The following is a 22,917-nucleotide window of genomic DNA, read 5'->3' as shown; positions in this document are numbered from 1 at the left end:
ACTTTATGTCAATTATTTTATGATCAAATTAATTCAAAAATATAAGAGTCTAACTTTTCTGATTATCTTTAAACCATACAAAATTCAACCAACAATGATTTCCAAAAAGATTTTCCTATTATTTTTCGTACTTGTTTGTTTTTCAAATTGCAAAGAAGAAGAACATCAAGCCCTTCAAACACCAGAAAAAACTGAAGAGGATAATACGTATGCCAAAGATAATTATACCAAAGAAGAAGTGATGATTGCCATGCGTGATGGTATAAACTTGCACACGACTATTTACACTCCAAAGGATACGACCAAAACTTATCCAATATTAATGATGCGAACGCCTTACAGTTGTAAGCCATATGGCGAAGGAGAATTCAAATCAAAATTGGGGCCTAACAAATATTTAATGGAGGAAGGAAACATCATGGTCTATCAAGATGTGCGTGGGCGCTGGAACAGCGAAGGTGTATACGACAATATGCGTGCTTACATTCCAAATAAAACGGATACCCAAACCGATGAGGCAAGTGATACTTATGACACCATCGAGTGGTTGGTGAACAATGTTAATCATAATAATGGTAACGTTGGCACCTACGGAATTTCATATCCAGGATTTTATGCGACATATTCCTTATTGGATTCGCATCCTGCTCTAAAAGCGGTTTCGCCACAAGCCTGTATAGGAGATTTCTTCTTTGATGATTTTATTCACAATGGAGCATATTTATTGAGCTATTGGAGAGCAACATCTGTTTTTGGTTATATGAAGGATGAGCCAACAAAAGAAGCTTGGTATGAGTTTCCGGACATTGGTACGGAAGATCAATATCAGTTCTTTGTCGATAATATGCCATTACGTAAACTCGATAGTTTTTACAGCGAAGAAAATGTTTTTATGGAGCAGCTGAAAACCCATGTAACTTATGATGAATTTTGGAAAAGCAGAGGCATTATTCAGCATCTTAAAAACATAAAACCAGCAACTATGGTAGTTGGTGGGTTCTTTGATGCCGAAGATTTATACGGCCCTTTTAATACCTATAAAAGCATTGAAAATAATAGTGAAAACTATAATACCATCGTATTTGGTCCTTGGAGCCATGGTGATTGGGCAAGGGCGAGTGATAGGCAGGTAATAGGAAATGTTCATTTTGGAGATAGCATTTCAGACGATTTTCAAAAAAATGTTGAAACCAAGTTCTTTAATCATTTTCTAAAGGGTGAAGGAAACGGCGAGACCGGTTTGGCAGAAGCTAGAATGTTCAATACAGGTACTAAAAAATGGCAATCATTTGACACTTGGCCACCTCAAAACACAACAGCCGAAAGTTATTATATGCAACCGTATGAGCGTTTAACTAAACGACCTAATCGTATGATGGCAACTTCGGATTTTGTAAGTGATCCAAGAAAACCTGTACCGTATACCGAAGATATTAAAGTGGTATTTACACCAAGAAAATTTATGACGGACGACCAGCGTTTTGCATCAAGACGTCCCGATGTACTGACTTTTGAAACTGAAGTTTTGGAAAACGATATCACATTGGCTGGAGATATTTTAGCAAAACTAAATGTCTCTACTACAGGTACAGCGGCCGATTGGATTGTAAAGGTTATTGATGTTTTTCCTGCAGACACCGAAAACACAGAGGATGTTCAGGATCATTTAAAGTTAAGCAATTACCACATGATGGTACGTAGCGAAGTGATGCGAGGTCGTTTTAGAAATAGCATGGAAAAGCCAGAACCATTTGTTCCCAACCAAAAAACAGGAGTGAATCTTAAGTTGCAAGATGTATTTCATACCTTCAAAAAAGGTCATAAAATCCAAGTGCAGGTTCAGAGTACTTTTTTCCCGTATATAGATGCGAATCCACAGACCTATGTGGATAATATATTTGAAGCAAAAGAATCGGATTTTAAAGCACAAACCCACAAGGTTTATAACGATTCTTCAATCGAATTTACGGTTTTAAAATAATGCCTGACGTCACTTCGATTGATTTTCAGGAATGAAAAAAATTGTATCAAGGGCTTTTTCATTCCGAATGAGGTACGAAGAGGAATCTCATCCCTATAAGATTTTTCTAATTAGAGATTTCTCGTCACTTACTTCGACAAGCTCAGCACATCTCGTTCCTCGTTCTGTCGAAATGACAAATCAGTTATAGTTCTATAAAAAATGCCAATAATCCAATCCACTTACAAACCACCATTTTGGGCAAAGAAAAGCTTTGTGTCCACTGTGTTTTCTGGCTTAGCCAGAAAGGTAAATGGAGTAGAGCAAACTAGAGAGCGGATCACTTTAATCGACGGTGATTTTTTAGATTTGGACTGGAGTTATGCTGAAGAAAAGTCCAATAAAGTCATAATTTTGCTTCACGGATTAGAAGGGCATGCACAGCGACCTTATATCACAGGAACAGCAAAACTCTTCAACGAAAATGGTATTGATGCCTGTGCTGTTAATTTTAGAGGATGCAGTGGTGAACCTAATTTGTTATATCGCAGTTACCATTCTGGTGCTACAGAAGATCTGGATGCTGTAGTGCAACATATTCTATCTAAAAATCAATATGCTGAAATTTATATTAAGGGTATTAGCTTGGGTGGTAATCTTGCATTGAAATATGTTGGCGAACGCGACAATGTTCCAAAAGAAATTAAAGCAGTAATTGCCATTTCTTCACCATGCGATCTAAAAGGTTCTTGTGACGAACTGTTGAGTATTAAAAACAGACATTATGCGATTCGATTTTTGGGTCATTTAAAAAATAAGTTGAAACCAAAACTGATTCAATTCCCTAAAAATATTACACTTACACATTTTAACGCAATTAAAACTTTAAAAGATTTTGATGATGTGTATACCGCAAAAGCTCATGGTTTTGAGAATGCTTTAGATTATTATGAAAAAGCGAGTTGCCTGCAGTTTTTGCCAAATATTAAAGTGCCGAGTTTAATAATTAATGCGCTTAATGATTCATTTATTTCTTCGGGATGTTATCCAGTAAGAGAAGCCAAAAACAACAATAATCTTTTCTTAGAAATGCCAAAATATGGTGGGCATGTTGGATTTATTGATAAGCGTAATATCTATTACAATGAGAAGCGAGCTTTAGAATTTGTAAATGAATTATAATTCGTAGTTTTAAACAAACGAAATTACATGCTCAAAAAAGTTTTTGCCAGTGCCGTTTTTGGTGTGGAAGCTTCAACTATTACGGTTGAGGTCAACGTAGATAAAGGTGTTGGTTATCATTTGGTAGGATTACCGGATAATGCCATTAAAGAAAGTAATTACCGTATTGCCGCTGCACTTCAAAATAACGGATTTCGAATTCCAGGTAAAAAAATAACCATAAACATGGCGCCAGCCGACTTACGCAAAGAAGGCTCGGCATACGACTTGACTTTAGCTGTTGGTATACTCACGGCATCCAATCAAATTAAAGCTGAAAATTTAGAAGATTATCTCATCATGGGAGAACTTTCGTTAGATGGAAGTTTACAGCCCATTAAAGGTGCATTGCCTATAGCTGTAAAAGCGCGGGAAGAGGGTTTTAAGGGTTTTATTCTGCCCATACAGAATGCAAAAGAAGCTGCGATAGTAAGTGATTTAAAAGTTTACGGAGTTGAAAACATTAAACAAGTTATCAATCATTTCGACAAAGGCGAAACCTTAGAGCAAACGATTATAAATACTCGAGAAGAGTTTTATAAAAACCTCGATTTTCCTGAATTTGATTTTGCCGATGTTAAAGGGCAAGAAAGTATAAAACGCTGTATGGAAATTGCTGCAGCAGGCGGACACAATATTATTCTTATTGGTCCACCAGGTTCCGGAAAAACTATGTTAGCAAAACGCTTGCCTAGCATTTTGCCACCAATGACCTTACATGAGGCTCTTGAAACAACAAAAATCCATTCGGTAGTAGGTCGGGTAAAAGAACATGCAGGATTGATGGCACAGCGACCGTTCAGAAGTCCACATCACACTATTAGTAACGTCGCCTTGGTTGGTGGCGGAAGCTATCCGCAGCCAGGTGAAATTTCATTATCCCATAATGGCGTTTTGTTTTTGGACGAGTTACCAGAATTTAAACGAGAAGTTTTGGAAGTGATGCGCCAACCATTAGAGGACAGAGAAGTAACAATCTCCAGAGCAAAATTTACAGTAACCTATCCGTCCTCATTTATGTTGGTGGCGAGCATGAATCCAAGTCCAGGCGGATATTTTAACGATCCCAATGCACCAGTCACGTCGAGTCCTGCAGAAATGCAACGTTATCTCAGTAAAGTTTCAGGGCCACTTTTGGACCGTATCGATATTCATATTGAAGTGACACCAGTACCGTTTGAAAAACTATCAGACGACAGAAAAGGGGAATCCTCTGTAGATATTAGAAAACGCGTTACCAAAGCAAGAGAATCACAAACGAAACGATTTGACGATTTGGATAACGTGCATTATAACGCACAAATGAATACCAAACAAATAAGAAAATATTGTAAGCTGGAATCATCGTCTTTAGAATTGCTCAAATCAGCTATGGAGCGCTTGAATCTCTCGGCACGAGCTTATGACAGAATTTTGAAGGTATCACGAACAATTGCAGATTTAGAAGGAGCCGATAATGTTTCTGGAGCTCATATCAGTGAGGCAATACAGTATCGTAGTTTGGATCGTGAGGGCTGGTTGGGATAAATGCCGGTCAACCGACCTATCAATCTGATATAGGTAAAAAAGTTAGAATTAAAATTGTTCATTAATGAAGAAAATATACATACTTATTTTAGCTCTCACAGTGTTCTGTTGTAAGGATACAGAAAATGACGAACCAAAATTAGATAATTCAACCAAGGTAGAAAGGGCAGAAACACCAACGCTAAACTTAACTCAAGCCAATCGATTGGTCCAACTGCCGCTCAACTGTATCAACACAGAATATCCAAACAAATTAAATCAAACAATTGGTAGTACAGAAGACTTAAAACAACCAAGCGAACTGCATCCAGCGTTTTATGGTTGTTTCGATTGGCATTCTGCCGTTCATGGACATTGGAGTTTGGTGTCGCTTTTAAAGCAGTTTCCCGATTTGGAAAATAGAGATAACATAGAACAACAATTACTTCAAAATATATCCAAAGAAAATATTCTAACCGAAATTCAATATTTTGAAGGAGAACACAACAATTCCTTTGAAAGAACCTATGGCTGGGCTTGGTTACTAAAACTGGCAGAGGAATTACATACATGGGATAGTCCTGTTGCTAAAAATCTTGAAGAGAATCTTCAGCCATTAACGGATTTAATCATCAATAAATATATCGAATTTCTACCAAAATTAAATTATCCAATCAGAGTAGGCGAACATCCAAATACGGCATTTGGATTGAGTTTTGCTTATGATTATGCAGTTGATGTCAATCATTCAGAATTAAAAAATTTGATTGAAAAACGAGCAAAGGAATTTTATACAAATGACCAAGATTGTCCAGTGGAATGGGAGCCTAGCGGATTTGACTTTTTGTCACCTTGTCTTGAGGAGGCAGCTTTAATGAAGCGTGTTTTACCGATTGAAGATTTTAAAACTTGGATAAATGATTTTTTACCAGAATTAAAGAACGAATCTTTTGACCTATCGGTTGGTGAAGTGTCTGACAGAACGGATGGAAAATTAGTGCATTTAGACGGCGTTAATTTTTCAAGAGCTTGGAGTTTAAATTATATTGCTAAAGACATTCCCGAATTTGAGCATCTTAAAAACATTGCGAATCAACATATTAACTATTCTCTACCAAGTATTGTAGGCGATAGTTACGAAGGTGGACATTGGTTGGGTAGCTTTGCAATTTACGCTCTCAATTCCACAGAAAATAAATGAAAAACTGGCTAAAAAATATTGGGCCAGGTCCATTAGTTGCAGCAGCATTTATAGGCCCTGGAACCGTAACAGTTTGTACTATTGCTGGTGTCAATTTTGGTTACGCACTCTTGTGGGCCATGGTATTGTCTATTGTTGCTTCAATTGTGCTTCAGGAAATGGCAGCGCGATTGGGTATTATTTCGCAAAAGGGTCTGTCTGAAATTATACGTGAAGAAATCAAATATCCAATTGCAAAAGGCTTTGCCATATTTTTGATTCTGAGTGCCATAGTTGTTGGCAATGCAGCCTATGAAGCAGGCAATATTAGCGGAGGAGTTTTGGGCTTAGAAACACTTTTTCAAGTTGAAAATGCGACAATATTTGGACACTCCATTAAATTATTACCGTCATTTCTGGGTTTGCTTGCCTTTATATTATTGTATATAGGTAATTATAAAATTTTAGAAAAAGTACTCGTGTCACTCGTTATAATTATGAGTTTGGCCTTTTTAACTACGGCGATTATTACAAAACCAGATGTTGTTGCTATCGTTAAAGGTATGGTGATTCCTAAATTCCCAGACCAAAGCATCTTAATGATTATTGGTTTAGTAGGAACAACTGTAGTGCCATATAATTTGTTTTTGCACGCCTCTTTGGCGCAGACCAAATGGAAAGATAAATCCGATTTAAGATTTGCTAAAAATGACACTGTTATTGCTATAGTTTTGGGTGGTATCGTATCCATGTGTATTATAATTTCAGCAGCTGCTATTGATTTAGAAGGAATAGCCAACGCTTCCGATCTGGCAAAGGGCCTGGAGCCTTTATTTGGAAGTTACGCTAAGTACTTTTTGGCTATAGGTTTATGTGCTGCCGGAATCACAAGTGCAATTACGGCACCTTTAGCAGCAGCTTATGTGGCAGCAGGCTGTTTAGGTTGGAAATCAAATTTAAAGTCAAAAAGATTCAGAGCGGTGTGGATGGTAATCTTGGGCTTGGGAGTTTTGTTCTCGTCTATTGGATTTAAATCTATTGAAATTATTCAATTTGCACAGGTTGCCAATGGACTGCTATTGCCTATCATTGCAGGATTTTTGTTGTGGATTGTAAACAAATCATCCATATTGGGAGATTATCGCAACTCAAAAGTTCAAAATGTGATGGGTATGGTTATTCTTTTAATTACTATCTTTTTAGGTGTTAAAGGTATCTTGAGTGTATTTAAAGTCATTTAAATGGAGTATATCATAGACATTAACGCAGACGTAGGCGAGGGTTTGGGCAATGAAGCTGAGCTTATGCCTTATTTATCTTCATGCAATATTGCTTGTGGTGGACATGCTGGTGATTTAGAAACTATGACAACTGTAGTGCAACTTGCAAAAACACATAAGGTTAAAGTAGGTGCACATCCTTCATTTCCTGATAAGAAGAGTTTTGGTCGCGAAACTATATCGATGACTGCAGCCGATTTGTTTTCAAGTTTAAAACACCAAATTAGGGATTTGCAGCATGTTCTTTATACTGAAAATGTTCAGCTGCATCATATAAAACCTCACGGAGCATTGTATAATCTGGCTGCTAAAGATAAAAAAACAGCAAAAGTGATCATAGAGGTGATTAAAGGAATTTCCTTACCGATAAAATTATATGCACCACCAAAATCCATAATCGCAGATTTAGCCAAAAAAGATAAAATCGAAATCATGTTCGAAGCGTTTGCCGATAGAAATTATAATGAAGATTTATCGTTGGTTTCAAGAAAACAGAGTGATGCAATTATTAAAAATAAAACGGAGGTTTTAGATCATATTATACGGATGATAAAAACACAGAAAGTAAAAACAATTTCTGAAGTGGAAGTAGAGATAAAAGCATCAACTTTTTGCGTCCATGGAGACACCAAAAATGCATGTGAAATTCTAAAATATCTTTATCAAAAATTACCCGAACATCAAATAGTAATTCGATAGAATTTTTATGGTATTTGAGCTTAGATATTCGCAATATAATTCTCATTCTATTCTAATAGAATGGCCAGCAATTATTGATGATATTATACTTGAAAATATCTTAAACTTCAAATTTGATATCGAAAAACATTTTCTTAAACAAAAAATTGAAGTAGTTAATGCATATAATTCATTATTAGTTATTTATAGTTTAACTATTGACAACATCAATGATGAAATATTCATACTTAAATCACTGTATAAAGCCCAAAATAATCAAAAGAAGTTAAAATTCAACACTTGGGAAATTCCTGTATGTTATCATGATGAATTTGCTCAGGATTTGGATGATTTTTCCAAAATCAAAAAGCTTTCAAAATCTCAAATAATTCATCTGCATTCTCAACCAATTTACACTGTTTACTTCATCGGGTTTTTACCTGGATTTTTATACTTGGGTGGACTCAATTCCCAACTACATTTGGATCGAAAAATATCACCCGATCTTAACATAAAAAAAGGTTCTGTTGCCATAGGAGGTGAACAAACAGGAATCTATCCGCAAAACAGTCCTGGAGGTTGGCATGTAATAGGTAATTCTCCTATTTCCATATTTGATGTGAATTTAAATCCTCCATGCCAAATTAAATCTGGAGACTGTATTAAATTCTCTGCAATAGATAATAAAGAACATAATGAAATTTTAAATATGGTAGAGAACTCTAGTTACCAATTAAAAACGTTATAGTATGATTACGGTTTTAGATCCTGGTTTTTATACTACTATCCAAGATATGGGCAGAGACGGATTTAGGCAATATGGAGTTCCTGTTTCTGGTGTTATGGATCGGTATTCTGGCAAATTGGCCAATATGCTTTTGGGAAACAACTCTAGTGCGGCTGTATTAGAAATGACAATGACAGGTGTAAAGTTAAAATTTAAGCAACCAGCACATGTTGCCATTGCTGGAGCGGATTTACAGCCATCGGTTAACGGCATTTCAGTGGACTCTCGAAAAATTATTTCATTGAAAAAAGACGAGGTGTTAAGTTTTGGAAAGATGCAGAATGGATTTAGAACTTATTTGGCTATTGAGGGAGGCTTTAAATCTGATGTTGTACTTGGAAGTCAGAGTATGTATCAAGCTATCACCAAATCGTTTAAGCTTCAGAAAAACGATAGTCTTATGTTCCGCTCAGTTCAATCGGAATTTAACGATACTAAAGCAAACGTGAAGTATGATACTTCAATTTTAAATTCAACGGAATTGGAGGTCACTGAGGGGCCTGAATTTCAGCATTTGTCCAAAAAATTACAGAAACAGCTTTTCAATTCAGAATTAACCGTATCAAAGAACAACAGCCGTATGGCTTATCAATTAGAGGAACTATTTCAAAACAACTTGAAGCCTATACTTACATCGCCTGTATTACCGGGTACGGTTCAGTTAACACCTTCTGGCGGATTAATTATATTAATGCGAGATTGCCAAACGACTGGTGGTTATCCTCGTGTATTGCAGTTAACTGAGAAAGCCATGAATATTATAAGTCAAAAAACAACGGGAAACCACATAAAATTTAGACGAAACGGTTGGTGACGTAGGAAAAACTTTAGTTCAATGTTTTATATCTACAATAAATTCAATACTTTAGACCAATCTAACTAATCAAAATTAACTAACATGAAAAATTTAGGATTACTCGTTCTGGGTGTTATTCTGGGTGCGTTGGCAATGTATTTCTTTTGTTGTACATCTACAGATATGGGTGCGGAAGGGCCAGAAGCAACACCAAAAGGTTTAATTTCACCTAAAGAAGCGAAGGTTTTGGATCGAGCTTATAATATGAAGCATAATATTATCAACGATTCACTTTTTAAAAACTCTACTGATGGTGGTGATAACCGTTCGTCTTGGTGGGCAATTAAAAATATTGAAAATTATATTGCCTATGCCAAAAATCAGGCCAAAGAAAATGGGTATATGCTTGACGGTTTACGGCTTTATTTAGGTTCTTATCCTAATACGAATACAGAAACAGGTTTGACCACTATGTTTTTTATCCCTACAGGTTATGAGAATACTTCAGAAGGAAACATGCTCTATTTTCCTCAGGGAGATGGTAAAGATATACCTGGTGGAACTGGGTTAAATCATGGAGGGAGCGGAGTTCCGCCTAGTGCTAATTATCCGCAGTAATTTAGCTGCTGGCGAAAAGTAGAAATGGGTTTAAAGGAATTTGCCTTTCATATATTAGAGTTAATAGCGGCTTTAGCAGGCTCCTATTATTACTTGAAGACCAAAAGTGAGAAAATAAGACCTTTTGTTTGGTATCTGTGGGTTGTTGTGTGTGTAGAAACTTTAGGGATGTATGGGTTCCTCTTACAATATAACTATGACAATGAAATTTTTATATGGATCAAAAATAGCGTATTCTGTTATAATAGGTGGTTGTATAACTTGTATGAGTTAGCTTCAATTGTATTGTTTGGTATTTTTTATTGGCGCGTAATTGACGATAACTTATCTAAGAAGGTTGTCAGATTTTCTTCAACAGCTTATGTTATATTTTCGATATTGTATTTTATATTTTCCGATGATTTTTTTATTAAATCCATACCTTATAATTTTTTGTTAGCTACAATTATTGTGTTTCTTTTTGTCATGCTTTATTACAGACAGGTTTTAAATAGTGACAGAATTATGCTTTTTTATAAATCACCTATATTTTATATAAGCTCAGGGCTTTTGTTATGGTATCTGGGAGTAGCTCCATTGTTTATTTTTGATGGTTATTTTTATGAAGTTAATCAGAATTTTGTTGAGTTTAGAAGTTTGTATCTTCTAATCGCTAATATACTTTTATACTCATGCTATACATTTGGCTTTCTTTACACGCTGCAATTCAAAAAACAATAAGCAATGAAGAGATTGCTCTAATCTCTTATGTTATATTTTTTGTTTTAACAGTAACAATAGTTTTTGTATTATTTTTTGTTATGTTTCAAAAACGAAAAAACCAATTGTTATTGGACAAAATAAAACAACAACAACAATTTGATGAAGAGCTAGTAAAAACTCAACAAGAAATTCAAGAGGAAACCTTAAAACACGTGGGTAGGGAACTGCACGACAATGTGGGCCAGTTATTGGCTGTGGCTTCTATGCAAATGAAGGCTGTAAATAAAATTGTTGGGGAAAGCGCAAAACCTAAAGTAGATAGTGCTTCACAAGCTTTAAATGACTCCTTGACCGAAGTAAGGGCATTATCCAAATCCTTAAATAGTGATGTGATTTTTAACCAAGGATTTGAAGTTACAGTTGAAAATGAAGTAAAGCGCCTCAACAAATCAGGTTTGGTAATAGCGGAGTTGTTTTCTGAAGGAGATAAAGTGGTTTTTGAAAACAAAAAAGACGAAACCATTTTATTCAGAATTTTACAGGAATTCTTTTCAAATACCTTAAAATATGCCGAAGCAGAACATTTAAGTGTAGTTCTTAATTATAACGAATCATCGTTGATTATTCAGGTTAAGGATGACGGTAACGGGTTTGAAGTAGCTCGGGCAAATCACGGTTCAGGCTTAATAAATATGAAGAAACGTGCAGAATTGGTGAATGCGACATTTAATTTAGAATCTCAGCCAGAAAAAGGCACAGTCTTAACTTTGGTGTATCCTTACAAAGTTGTTTAGTCTTCACATGCCTGCCACAAACTCTCATTGGGCAACGGTGCTGTAAACTGCATTTTTTCTTTTTTTACAGGATGAATAAAACTTAGCGTGCGTGCATGTAAACTGATGCTGGCATCTCTGTTACTTCTGTCAAAACTATATTTTAAATCCCCTTTTATTGGACAGCCAATTGTTGAAAGTTGCACCCTGATTTGATGATGTCTTCCGGTTTCTAAATTCACCTCAAGCAGAAAAAAATTATCGAGTTCTTTGATGATCTTATAATGGAGAATTGCTTTTTTGCTACCATCTACTTCTTTTACGAATGCGGTAGATTTGTTGTTTTTCGGGTTCTTTTTTAGATAATGAACTAATTGGTCTTCCGATTTTGGAGGTGCATTCTTAACTAATGCCCAATAGGTTTTTTTTGCTTTTTTTTCCGCAAAAAGTTTATTCAGTCGTGGAAGGGCCTTACTGGTTTTGGAGAATAAAACGATACCTGTAGTTGGTCTATCCAATCGGTGAACCACTCCCAAATAGACATTGCCAGGTTTGTTGTATTTTACTGCCAAATAGCTTTTTACAACCTCACTCAATGGTTTATCACCCGTTTTGTCACCTTGTACTATATCACCAGCTCTTTTGTTAACTACGATGATGTGATTGTCCTCGTAAATAACTTGAAGATTGTTTTTATTTGAAAGGATTTTATTTGACACGAATTATACTAATTTTCACGAATTTTTCCGAAGAGACTTCTACATACTGTGACTGAATACTGCGACTGAATACTGAAACCTAATACTGCTCCTCTTCATTAGGAAAATCTTCAGACTTCACATCCTCGACATATTTCGAAATGGCTTTGGTCATGTCTTCGTAAAGATTCATATACCGTCTTAGAAATCTTGGATTAAATTCATGTGTCATCCCTAACATATCATGTAACACTAGAACCTGACCGTCCACACCATCTCCAGCTCCAATGCCAATTACAGGAATAGAAACACTCTCTGCAACTTGTTTTGCCAAAGCTGCAGGAATTTTTTCGAGTACAATACCGAAGCAACCCATTTTTTCAAGCATTATAGCATCTTCTTTCAGTTGGAGTGCTTCTTGCTCTTCTTTTGCTCTCACAGTATAAGTTCCAAATTTATAAATCGATTGCGGTGTTAAACCTAAATGTCCCATTACTGGAATTCCAGCATTTAATATTCGTTTTATCGAGTCTTTTACTTCTTTTCCTCCTTCCATTTTAACGGCATGTCCACCAGACTCCTTCATTATTCTTATAGCAGAACGCAGTGCTTCCTTTGGATCACTTTGATAGCTTCCAAACGGTAAATCTACAACAACTAATGAGCGATCAATTGCTCTTACCACGGCAGAGGCGTGGTATATCATATGATCGAGTGTAATAGGCAAGGTAGTCTCATGGCCTGCCATGACATTACTGGCAGAATCGCCAACAAGTATAACATCTATACCAGCACCGTCAACAATTTTTGCCATAGTGTAATCATAGGCAGTAAGCATGGATATCTTTTCTCCCTTGGATTTCATATCCACCAAAGTTTTTACTGTAATTCTTTTATATTCTTTCTTTGCTACTGACATATTGATTAAATTAGTGTGCTGTAAAAATAGCGAGATTTGTTATATTATTAAATAATACCTTCTATAAATAAGGAAATGAAAGCTATTTCCATTAAAAATTAATAAATGAAAAATACATTTATCGCCGTAGCTCTGATTTTAAGTTTTGGTTTAAATGCTCAAAACTCTGAAACTGACAAAGTAAAAACCACCATAATTGAGTTTTTTGAGGCTTTCCACAGGCAAGATTCTGTAGCGTTAAGAACTTTTGCGAAAGGAAATATTAATATGCAATCCGTTTCAATAAATCAACAAGGTGAAACTGTTTTAAGTGAAAGCACCTATGATCAATTTGTGAATAGTATTTCGAGTATTCCAAAAGAGAACACTTTTGAAGAGAAACTATTGGACTTCAATATAAAAATAGATGGTAATATGGCCAATGCCTGGACACCTTATGAGTTTTGGTTTAATGGTAACTTTAGTCATTGTGGAGTCAATTCTTTTCAATTAGTAAAAGAAAATGAAGAATGGAAGATTATTTATTTGGTAGATACGAGAAGGAGAGAAGGATGTAAAGGTTAGAGTATTAAATTTTTAGACCAGTAAGAATTCTTAAATGAGATTGCGTTAGTCATTTTCTAAAAGTTTAACAATCTGACATATTAACACCAACAGCCAAACCGCCTTCTGATGTTTCTTTATACTTTGTATTCATATCCTTTGCGGTTTCCCACATGGTGGCAACTACTTTATCCAAAGGCACTTTAACGTTGTTAGGGTCCGTATCTAGAGCAAGTTCGGCAGCATTAATTGCTTTAATTGCACCCATCGCGTTGCGCTCTATGCATGGAATTTGCACCAACCCGCCAATTGGGTCACAGGTGAGGCCCAAATGATGTTCCATTGCGATTTCCGCAGCTACAACAGATTGTTCTGGAGTGCCACCCATTACCTCACATAATGCTGCTGCTGCCATTGCAGAAGACACACCAATTTCTGCCTGGCATCCTCCCATCGCGGCACTTATGGTAGCTCCTTTTTTAAAGATACTGCCAATTTCACCAGCGACTAGCAAGAATTTTTTGATATCATCAAAATTGGCATCATGGTTCTCAATTACTAAATAATACATTAATACTGCAGGAATTACACCTGCACTGCCATTTGTCGGAGCCGTGACAACGCGACCTAAGGATGCGTTAACTTCGTTTACAGCTAGTGCAAAACAGCTCACCCATTTAAGAATTTGCCTGAACTTTACTTCAGTGTTCCTGATCGTATCTAGCCATTCTACAGGATTATTATAAGTAGTATCGCCTATTAGTTTTTGATGCATATCAAAAGCACGACGTCTCACATTTAATCCACCAGGCAGATTACCTTCGGTATGGCAACCAACATACATGCATTCTAGCATGGTTTCCCAAATTCGATTAAGTTCAAAATCAATTGTTTCATTTGATCTGATTGACTTTTCATTTTCCAAAACAACTCCAGAAATTGGAAGTTGAAGCTGGTTACAGACTTTTAATAATTCTGCACCGTTTTCAATTGGATAAGGAAAAGTGCAATAAAAAATGAGCTTATTGGCTTTAGAATTTTTTCGCTCTTCTTGCACTACAAAACCACCACCAATAGAGTAGTAGGTAGATTTATATATTCTGCCTTTGATTAAGGCGGTAAAAGTCATGCCGTTAGAATGGAACGGTAAAAATTTTCTGTTGAAAATAATATCTGTTTTCGGATTGAAATTTAGTGTAAGTTCATTATTGAAACTGAGTTCCTCTGTATTTTTGATATTAGAGATAATTCCATCGATATCTTCCACAGGAATTCGCTCAGGATCCGCACCGCTTAACCCTAGCATTACTGCATAATCCGTAGCATGCCCTTTTCCTGTTAACGAGAGCGACCCAAATAAATCTACAGTAATATGTTCTACTTTTTCAAAACGATTCTGGGATTTTAACTCTTTTATCCAACGTTCCGCCGCACGCCATGGTCCAAGTGTATGTGAACTAGAAGGACCTACACCTATTTTAAGCATATCGAAGACAGAAATACATTCCATATTAAGGCATTTTTAGTACATACAAATATACATTATGTTTGGAATGAAGTTATAAAAAAACAGTTTTGGATTCTATTGAAAAAAGAATCCAAAACTGAATTGTAAAATTTATAAATTTCCCTTTATGTCTAACGTTTCTGGAATTCTGTAATATTGTAGGCTTGCATTACAGCATTAAGGTCAGACAAGTCTAATCTGCCAACATTATCAGCAGGCACCACAACAACTCTAAAAGTCTGAGCGTCTGTAAAACTTGAATCTAATGTAGCAAAGTTGGTTGTTCCTTCAAGAAAAAATCGAACATCAGTTTGTGTAAAGTCGTAATTGTAGATAAGGTTTCCATCATTAAACTGAACAAATTGTGGAAGAGGGCGCCATATTTGAGTACCATCGTCTAAAGTTTCCCAAAGAATATATACTAAGGTAACATCGGTAGGGAATACCTCAAAACCGTATGGTTCAGTAAAAGAATAATCATTACTCTCATTAAAATCTAATTCAATTTCAAAAGCATTTGATACTAAAATACCGCCATCTTCACCATCAAAACCGTCAAAACCAGGAGGGCCTTGAGGTCCTTCACAGGCAGTTAGTAACAAAGTAAATACGGTAATAAAAGATAATATACGTTTCATGGATAAATATTTAATGGTTTATTATTTCAAATGGTGCATCCATATGATCATTAGTGTTTTTAGTAGCAAACGCCATACCAAACCTTCGGGTGCATTATATTTTGTTTAAAATAAATTTCTGACATGATGTCATATTTTTTGTCATGGCATAATCATTGACTCATTCTAATCGAAAATTAAAACAATTTATAACACGATATTTCCGCAACAGCGGAAACTAATAACACAATATAATTATGAGTAAGATTATTGGAATTGATTTAGGTACAACCAACTCTTGCGTTTCTGTAATGGAAGGTAATGAGCCAGTTGTAATCCCAAACGCAGAAGGTAAGCGAACGACTCCTTCTGTCATTGCCTTTGTAGAAGGTGGTGAAATTAAAGTTGGTGATCCCGCAAAAAGGCAGGCGGTAACCAACCCAACAAAAACAGTTTATTCTATTAAACGTTTTATGGGTAACAAATATTCTGAATCTAAAAAAGAAGCAGAACGTGTGCCATATAAAGTGGTAAAAGGTGACAATGATACTCCACGTGTGGATGTAGATGGTCGTTTATACACACCACAGGAACTTTCTGCAATGATTCTTCAAAAAATGAAGAAGACTGCCGAAGATTATTTGGGTACAGATGTAAACAGAGCTGTAATTACAGTACCTGCTTATTTCAATGATTCGCAACGTCAAGCCACAAAAGAAGCTGGTGAAATTGCAGGATTAAAAGTAGAGCGAATTATTAATGAGCCTACCGCAGCGGCATTGGCTTATGGTATGGACAAAAAAGGTACAGACCAGAAAATCGTAGTATTTGATTTTGGTGGTGGTACACATGATGTCTCTATTCTTGAATTAGGTGATGGAGTATTTGAAGTATTATCAACAGATGGTGATACACACTTAGGTGGTGACGATATCGATGAGAGAATCATCGATTGGTTGGCAGATGAGTTTAAAAAAGATGAAGATATTGATTTGCGTAAAGACCCAATGGCTTTACAAAGATTGAAGGAGGCTGCCGAAAAAGCGAAGATTGAATTATCATCTTCAGCTCAAACTGAAATCAACTTACCTTATGTAACGGCTACGGCAAGTGGACCAAAGCACTTGGTGCGTACATTAACACGTTCTAAATTTGAACAGTTAATTGACGATTTAGTAAGACGTACTATTGAGCCTTGTGAAACAGCTTTAAAAGCAGCGGGATTGTCAAAGTCAGATATTGATGAGATTATCTTAGTTGGTGGTTCTACAAGAATTCCAGCAGTACAAACAGCTGTAGAAAAGTTCTTTGGGAAAGCACCAAGTAAAGGTGTAAACCCTGATGAAGTTGTTGCTTTAGGAGCTGCGATACAGGGTGGTGTACTTACAGGTGATGTAAAAGATGTGCTTTTATTGGATGTTACACCATTGTCTCTAGGTATTGAAACCATGGGTAATGTAATGACTAAGCTAATTGAGGCCAACACTACGATTCCGACGAAGAAATCACAGGTGTTCTCAACAGCGGCAGATAATCAGCCATCAGTGGAAATTCACGTATTACAAGGTGAGCGTCCAATGGCGGCAGATAACAAAACGATCGGTCGTTTCCATTTAGATGGTATTCCACCAGCCAAAAGAGGAACACCTCAGATTGAAGTAACTTTTGATATTGATGCAAACGGTATTATTAAAGTATCTGCAACAGATAAAGCTACTGGCAAATCTCAGGATATCAGAATTGAGGCATCATCTGGGTTGACAGAAGAGGAAATCCAAAAGATGAAGCAAGAGGCTGAAGCAAATGCAGAAGCAGATGCAAAAGCTAAAGAAACAGCTGATAAGTTGAATGCAGCTGATGCTATGATTTTCCAAACTGAAAGTCAGCTAAAAGAATTTGGTGATAAATTATCCGATGATAAGAAAAAGCCAATTGAAGAAGCACTTGAAGAGTTGAAAAAAGCTTATGAGACTAAAGATATAGCGGTCATTGACCCAGCTTTAGAGAAAATAAACGAAGCTTGGAAAACAGCTAGTGAAGAAATGTACAAAGCCCAAGCCGAAGCAGGAGGCGGAGCACCAGAAGGTGGTCCAACAGATGCAGGGGCAGGAGCAAAAGGACAAGCTGCTGGTGACGGTAGTGATGTTGAAGATGTAGATTTTGAAGAAGTAAAGTAAACATAGAATCGAGTTTTGTAAAAAAAAAATGAAACTCGATTGAAACAGATATTCTAAGCTAAGTCAAATTATCGTTAGATACAAAAACTTAAGCTTAATAATATTTTTCATAAAAACGCAATCATTAAGTTGATTGCGTTTTTTGTTTTCGTACCTCTTATAGAGCAATATATCATTTAATCGAGCATATCATTAAGTATGAAATTTTTAATTTAGCTTTCAAACAATTAAAACCCGAATTTTTCATGGAGAAACTGATTATCAACTTCACACCTACAGGAATGATTCCAACTAAGGACATGACTCCTCATGTACCTGTAACCGTCAATGAAATTGTAGAAGATGTGCATCGTGCCTATGAATTGGGCATAACAATGGCGCACATTCATGCAAGAGATGAAAAAACAGGTGTGCCTACCTATAAAAAAGAAGTCTATGCAGGTATGATCTCTGGCATACGCAAATATGCACCAGACCTAGTTATTTGTACTTCTTTAAGCGGTCGTAATTTCAACACACTAGACAAAAGAGCAGATGTATTGTCATTAGAAGGAGATCTTAAACCCGATATGGGAAGCTTGACTCTAAGTTCTTTGAACTTTAATAAAGTAGCAAGCATGAATGCTCCAAGCATGATTGAGGATTTGGCAAATACCATGAAATCCAGAGGTATTGTGCCAGAATTGGAAGTCTTTGATGTGGGTATGATAAACTTCGGTAAATATTTAGTTAAGAAAGACATCATAAGACCACCACTATATTATAATTTACTTTTTGGAAATATTGCATGTGCGCAGACCAATATGTTACATTCCGGAGTAATGTTAAATGATTTGCCAGAAAACACCTTGTATAGTATTGCAGGTATTGGTGATAATCAATTGATGATGAATTCACTTTCCATTGCTATTGGAGGTGGAGTTCGAGTAGGACTAGAAGATAACATTTGGTTTGATTCTAAACGTACTAAAAAAGCAACTAATACAGAGCTTGTAGAAAGAATTCACATTATCGCAGAAGCCAACGGTAGAGCCGTTATGACTCCGACAGAGTTTCGCAAACAAATGGATATGGAACCTGGTCACGGACGCTACGGTAGAATCTACAAATAAGATTTAAATGGAAGCGGACAAAAAGGGATTATCCAATAAAGTAAAATGGATATCCAATATCATAAAACACGGATTGTTTTTACATGGTGTCAGGAACAACCTAGCCAAGATAGGATTGGACTTTATGCCATATTATTGGGTACGGGAAGCAACCAGTACTATAACACCTCCAGAAATTAGAGGAGAAGACAAAGAATTTCAAATTTCAATTTTTGGTAAGGAGGAAATTAATTACGTTAAGCGTACGATAATTGGTATTGAAGATAAAGATCTTATGGCAGATCTAAAAAGCGGTGAGCTCTGCGTAGGTCTTAAAAATAAAGGTACCATTGCTGCCTATATGTTTATTAAAAGAAAGCCGTTTGTTTTTAGAAAACGTCATTTCAATTTACGGTCAGAAGAAAGTTATTTACACAGCATGTACACTTTTGAAGCGTTCAGGGGTAAAAATATAGCTCCATATCTTCGCTTTCATAGTTACAAATTATTAGAAAAAGAGGGTGTTACAAAGTATTACAGTGTAAGTGAATATTTTAATAAATCTACCATTAGATTTAAGAATAAATTGAACTCCAAACCTGTAAAACTTTATCTCAGTATGCTTTTGTTTAAAAAATGGACTATGAATTTTACTCTTAAATCTTATAAATAATCTTTTATATTTTTTTTAATATCGATGGAAGTAGGAGAAAAAGGATTATCTGAAAGGGTTATATGGTTAAAGAACATTATTAAAAATGGACTTTTTCTACATGGTGTACGTAATAACCTGGCGAAAATTGGGTTAGATTTTATGCCTTATTATTTATTTAAGTCATCATTGGACACAACCACACCACAATACATAAAAGGTGATAAATTAGACTTAAAGCTTTCTGTTTTTGGGGAACCAGAAGTAAATTATGTAAAGAATGCAATAATTGGCATTGAAGGAAAAGATTTATTACAAAATTTAAAAAACGGAGAAACCTGTATAGGCATAAAGCATAATGATGAGATTGTTGCTTATTCATTTATGCGACGACAGCCTTTTTATTTTAGAAAGCGCTATTTTCATTTAGGTGAAAACGATAGTTATTTCCATAGTACTTATGTATTTGAAAATTATAGGGGTAAAAATATAGCGCCGTATTTGAGATATCAGCGTTTCAACCTTCTGGAGAAACAAGGAGTTTTATATCATTATTCTATTAGTGAGTATTTTAATAAATCAGCTATTAAGTTTCAAAAAAAAACAAACGCTCAAACTGTTGCATTGTACCTTAGTGTTATACTTTTCAACAAATGGACCATGAACTTCACACTAAAAAACTATTGAATTTAATTTCAATTTATATTTATGTATCATAAATTAAAGCAACTTGTTACCAAGCGTATTCTGAAGCTCCAATCAGATTTTCAAGTATTCAACTTAAAAATGAATACTAGAAAACAAGTAAGAGAGTCTTTAAAAAAAAGAAAAATACCAAAGTTAAAACAAGATCAAATTAAAGCGGCCAAGGCATACTACGAGGCAAGAGGGTATAAGCTCAGAAACACATATTGGCATAGATATTATACAGGAGTTACTGGGGTTTTTCATGAGGATTATGTCCCCTTGGATATTTTTAGACCATACATTGGTTATAAACTGAATGAAAAACAACAATGGCCCGCATTATTAGATAAAAACCTGACCTATAATTTGTTTAAGGAGTTCAACCAACCTGTCAGAGTGGTTCAAAACATTAATGGGTTTTATTATTTTGAGGATAAACTTGTGAGCGAATCAATAGCGTTGGAAGCATGCAATGCAGCAGATAAACCACTTATAATAAAGCCTACCTTAGAATCAGGAAAAGGTAAGATGGTTGAAATTTTTGAGATAAATAACAATCAAACCACCTTAGATGGACTAAGTACGTTAGAATTATTCAAATTATACAAAAAGAACTTTATAGTCCAAGAATTCGTTGAACAAAGTAAAATCTTAAAATCACTTAATCCTTCATCACTCAACACCTTGAGAATTATGACTTATCTCCGAGAGGATGACGTTCATATATTATCTTCAGCTGTGAGAATTGGTGAGCCTGGTAGCAAAACCGATAATTTTTCAGGTGGTGGGATTTTTTGTGGAGTTAATGAATCTGGGAAGCTTAAAGCAAAAGCACACACAAAATCAGGAGACATAATAGAAAAAACGGTTTCTGGAATATTTTTTGGTGAACAAAAAATCCCAAATTATGACCTTGTGGTCAAAATGGTTAAATCATTACATGTTAAAGTACCTTATTTCAGAATCGTGTCTTGGGATATTGGCATTGATAGTGATGATTTGCCAATTTTTATTGAATACAACACCTATTATCAAGGAGTAGAAATTCAAATCCCAAATGGCCCTCTGTTTGGTGAATTTGCAGATGAAATTTTGGCACTTGGTAGGCAATCTCATTAACCTTCATCCATATTATTAACTACCTTTCGTCTTTTTCCAGAAGCCAAGGCAGGTATTTCGTCTACATATGTGATTATAACATTAGCGTCATTTCCAAAATCAGATTTAATATCAGCTATTAACTCTTCTTCAAAATCAAATTGATCACCTTGTATGTTTAATTTCACCTCATATTCTTTTTCGCTCTGCTGGATAAACTGGTATTGTTTAAGAAGTTTATAGTATTTATAGAACTTAGTGTAGACAACAAAAGATGAAACTAAATTACCTTTAGAATCATAAATTACATCCATTTTTCGACCTTCAATTTGCTCAAACCTCATAGCTCCTCTATCATCAAAACCCAATTGCGCAATGTCTCCGGTATCATATCTAATAATCGGCATGGCATAATTAAATAAGTCGGTTACAACTATTCTACCAAATTGACCCGGCTTTACAGGTTCGTTATTATTAAAATTCAACAGTTCTACATGATAACTAGCATGATTGATCACAAAATTATTTGGTGAGTTAAGAGTTTGATGTGCTATTATACCAATTTCTTCACTAGAATATCTTGACAGTACCACTGTGTTTAAATGTTTGCCTAAGGTCTCCTTAGTATATGGATTGAGATACTCCGAGTTGGCTATTACAGAATTAATATTAAGATCTTGAAGGTAGATATCATGATTTTCCAAATATTTAGCTATAAGTTCAAAAGCGGAAACAAATCCCAATAAAATTTTATTAGGTTGCGAATCGTTTTTGAGAAGGCCTAATAATTCCTCAATTCTCTCATCTGTTAAACGTGAAATATCAAACTGTACCACATTTTGCAACATGGCCTTTAATTTTCCTTTTTGATTATATTCTCTCCAAACCTCTAACTCGTAGAGCCTATCACCTATATTATAGTTACATGCATTACAGAAGAAAATGACATCAGCATGGTTTCTATTTCTTTTTTTATCATTCTGAAAAAGAAAGAAAGGGACTCCGGTAGATCCACTCGTCGAAACTTTATAATTATCTTTATCTAAATAATTTGAAGATTGGAATGCTTCAAAATTTTCCTGAATCACGGTTTTTCGTATGACAGGATAATCTGAAATATTCTTTGAATATTTTAATTTGGAATAATATGGAGTAGTCTTATTGGCATGTTTCAACAAACGCTTTAAATTTCGTTCCCTTATTTTTTTAGCTTCATCAGAATTTGGATCACTAGAGCAAAATTCAATTTCTTGATAATGCTCTTTGATCTTGGAGCCCTTGATGCTATCAAGTAACCAGTATATTTGATTACGTGTTTGACTTAGGTTCATTTAACGTGCTATTAATCAATAACTAAGAATTTAATATTATATTTATAACCCTCAGAAATTGCTAAAAATTAGGGGTTCTGTCTGCCAATATATGAT

At 35.4% G+C, this 22,917-nt stretch carries 21 protein-coding genes; 16 read left to right on the top strand and 5 right to left on the bottom strand.

The genetic code is table 11. The features are described from left to right. The first annotated feature begins 94 nt into the window (after nt 1–94). The 10 genes from HM983_RS09780 (at nt 95) to HM983_RS09735 (ending at nt 11,522) form a co-directional block, all read left to right on the top strand. A complete protein-coding gene (locus tag HM983_RS09780) occupies nt 95–1,981 on the top strand; it encodes a CocE/NonD family hydrolase (RefSeq protein ID WP_179345226.1) in 1,887 nt (628 codons plus the stop codon). A gap of 201 nt (nt 1,982–2,182) precedes the next feature. Then, entirely contained in the window at nt 2,183–3,142 is a 960-nt protein-coding gene (locus tag HM983_RS09775) for a YheT family hydrolase (protein WP_179345225.1), read from the top strand. Between the two features lie 27 nt (nt 3,143–3,169). After that, on the top strand, nt 3,170–4,708 hold the full coding sequence (locus HM983_RS09770) for a YifB family Mg chelatase-like AAA ATPase (protein WP_179345224.1): 1,539 nt from the start codon (nt 3,170–3,172) through the stop codon (nt 4,706–4,708). Nucleotides 4,709–4,772: 64 nt separating this feature from the next. Next, nucleotides 4,773–5,888 (top strand): DUF2891 domain-containing protein, encoded by a 1,116-nt coding sequence (locus tag HM983_RS09765; RefSeq protein ID WP_179345223.1) that lies wholly within the window; start codon nt 4,773–4,775, stop codon nt 5,886–5,888. Then, nucleotides 5,885–7,108: an Nramp family divalent metal transporter gene (locus tag HM983_RS09760; RefSeq protein WP_179345222.1), complete on the top strand. Its 1,224-nt coding sequence runs from the start codon at nt 5,885–5,887 to the stop codon at nt 7,106–7,108. The genes HM983_RS09765 and HM983_RS09760 overlap by 4 nt, the downstream gene beginning before the upstream one ends. Beyond that, on the top strand, nt 7,109–7,846 hold the full coding sequence (pxpA, locus tag HM983_RS09755; RefSeq protein ID WP_179345221.1) for a 5-oxoprolinase subunit PxpA: 738 nt from the start codon (nt 7,109–7,111) through the stop codon (nt 7,844–7,846). 7 nt (nt 7,847–7,853) lie between these two features. Beyond that, on the top strand, nt 7,854–8,573 hold the full coding sequence (pxpB, locus tag HM983_RS09750; RefSeq protein ID WP_179345220.1) for a 5-oxoprolinase subunit PxpB: 720 nt from the start codon (nt 7,854–7,856) through the stop codon (nt 8,571–8,573). 1 nt (nt 8,574) lies between these two features. Continuing rightward, entirely contained in the window at nt 8,575–9,426 is an 852-nt protein-coding gene (locus tag HM983_RS09745; RefSeq protein ID WP_179345219.1) for a 5-oxoprolinase subunit C family protein, read from the top strand. 84 nt (nt 9,427–9,510) lie between these two features. Further along, a complete protein-coding gene (locus HM983_RS09740; protein ID WP_179345218.1) occupies nt 9,511–10,026 on the top strand; it encodes a hypothetical protein in 516 nt (171 codons plus the stop codon). Between the two features lie 830 nt (nt 10,027–10,856). Further along, nucleotides 10,857–11,522 carry a sensor histidine kinase gene (locus HM983_RS09735; protein ID WP_246277497.1) on the top strand — a complete coding sequence of 222 codons (666 nt, stop codon included), beginning with the start codon at nt 10,857–10,859 and terminating at the stop codon, nt 11,520–11,522. Here the strand turns inward: HM983_RS09735 and HM983_RS09730 are convergent. Together HM983_RS09730 and panB are read right to left on the bottom strand one after the other, a co-directional pair. Further along, the gene (locus HM983_RS09730) at nt 11,519–12,220 is read right to left on the bottom strand and encodes an RluA family pseudouridine synthase (protein WP_179345216.1); all 702 of its coding nucleotides are present in this window, start codon (nt 12,218–12,220) and stop codon (nt 11,519–11,521) included. The genes HM983_RS09735 and HM983_RS09730 overlap by 4 nt on opposite strands. 79 nt (nt 12,221–12,299) lie before the next feature. Next, nucleotides 12,300–13,118, bottom strand: a complete 819-nt coding sequence (panB, locus tag HM983_RS09725) for a 3-methyl-2-oxobutanoate hydroxymethyltransferase (RefSeq protein ID WP_179345215.1) — start codon at nt 13,116–13,118, stop codon at nt 12,300–12,302. A gap of 105 nt (nt 13,119–13,223) precedes the next feature. On the opposite strand from panB, the gene HM983_RS09720 reads away from it, so the two are divergent. Then, the gene (locus tag HM983_RS09720; protein ID WP_179345214.1) at nt 13,224–13,682 is read left to right on the top strand and encodes a nuclear transport factor 2 family protein; all 459 of its coding nucleotides are present in this window, start codon (nt 13,224–13,226) and stop codon (nt 13,680–13,682) included. A gap of 64 nt (nt 13,683–13,746) precedes the next feature. Here HM983_RS09720 and HM983_RS09715 read toward each other — a convergent pair whose 3' ends face one another. Both HM983_RS09715 and HM983_RS09710 read right to left on the bottom strand, forming a co-directional pair. Beyond that, nucleotides 13,747–15,171 (bottom strand): L-serine ammonia-lyase, encoded by a 1,425-nt coding sequence (locus HM983_RS09715; RefSeq protein WP_179345213.1) that lies wholly within the window; start codon nt 15,169–15,171, stop codon nt 13,747–13,749. A gap of 128 nt (nt 15,172–15,299) precedes the next feature. Next, nucleotides 15,300–15,806 carry a hypothetical protein gene (locus HM983_RS09710; RefSeq protein WP_179345212.1) on the bottom strand — a complete coding sequence of 169 codons (507 nt, stop codon included), beginning with the start codon at nt 15,804–15,806 and terminating at the stop codon, nt 15,300–15,302. Between the two features lie 236 nt (nt 15,807–16,042). On the opposite strand from HM983_RS09710, the gene dnaK reads away from it, so the two are divergent. The 5 genes from dnaK to HM983_RS09685 all read left to right on the top strand — a co-directional run bounded on the left by dnaK (nt 16,043) and on the right by HM983_RS09685 (nt 21,511). Continuing rightward, a complete protein-coding gene (dnaK, locus tag HM983_RS09705) occupies nt 16,043–17,962 on the top strand; it encodes a molecular chaperone DnaK (protein WP_179345211.1) in 1,920 nt (639 codons plus the stop codon). Nucleotides 17,963–18,207: 245 nt separating this feature from the next. Next, nucleotides 18,208–19,074 carry a BKACE family enzyme gene (locus HM983_RS09700; RefSeq protein ID WP_179345210.1) on the top strand — a complete coding sequence of 289 codons (867 nt, stop codon included), beginning with the start codon at nt 18,208–18,210 and terminating at the stop codon, nt 19,072–19,074. Between the two features lie 7 nt (nt 19,075–19,081). Then, on the top strand, nt 19,082–19,726 hold the full coding sequence (locus HM983_RS09695) for a GNAT family N-acetyltransferase (protein ID WP_179345209.1): 645 nt from the start codon (nt 19,082–19,084) through the stop codon (nt 19,724–19,726). A 24-nt stretch (nt 19,727–19,750) separates the two neighbouring features. Next, nucleotides 19,751–20,392 carry a GNAT family N-acetyltransferase gene (locus tag HM983_RS09690; protein ID WP_179345208.1) on the top strand — a complete coding sequence of 214 codons (642 nt, stop codon included), beginning with the start codon at nt 19,751–19,753 and terminating at the stop codon, nt 20,390–20,392. 99 nt (nt 20,393–20,491) lie between these two features. Further along, the gene (locus HM983_RS09685) at nt 20,492–21,511 is read left to right on the top strand and encodes a sugar-transfer associated ATP-grasp domain-containing protein (protein WP_179345207.1); all 1,020 of its coding nucleotides are present in this window, start codon (nt 20,492–20,494) and stop codon (nt 21,509–21,511) included. Here HM983_RS09685 and HM983_RS09680 read toward each other — a convergent pair. Next, on the bottom strand, nt 21,508–22,821 hold the full coding sequence (locus tag HM983_RS09680; RefSeq protein WP_179345206.1) for a phenylacetate--CoA ligase family protein: 1,314 nt from the start codon (nt 22,819–22,821) through the stop codon (nt 21,508–21,510). The genes HM983_RS09685 and HM983_RS09680 overlap by 4 nt on opposite strands. Between the last annotated feature and the right edge of the window lie 96 nt (nt 22,822–22,917).

The sequence above is a fragment of the Winogradskyella ursingii genome, assembly GCF_013403975.1.
GTDB classification, from domain to species: Bacteria; Bacteroidota; Bacteroidia; order Flavobacteriales; family Flavobacteriaceae; genus Winogradskyella; species Winogradskyella ursingii.
This window is presented reverse-complemented; position numbering and strand designations above follow the sequence as displayed.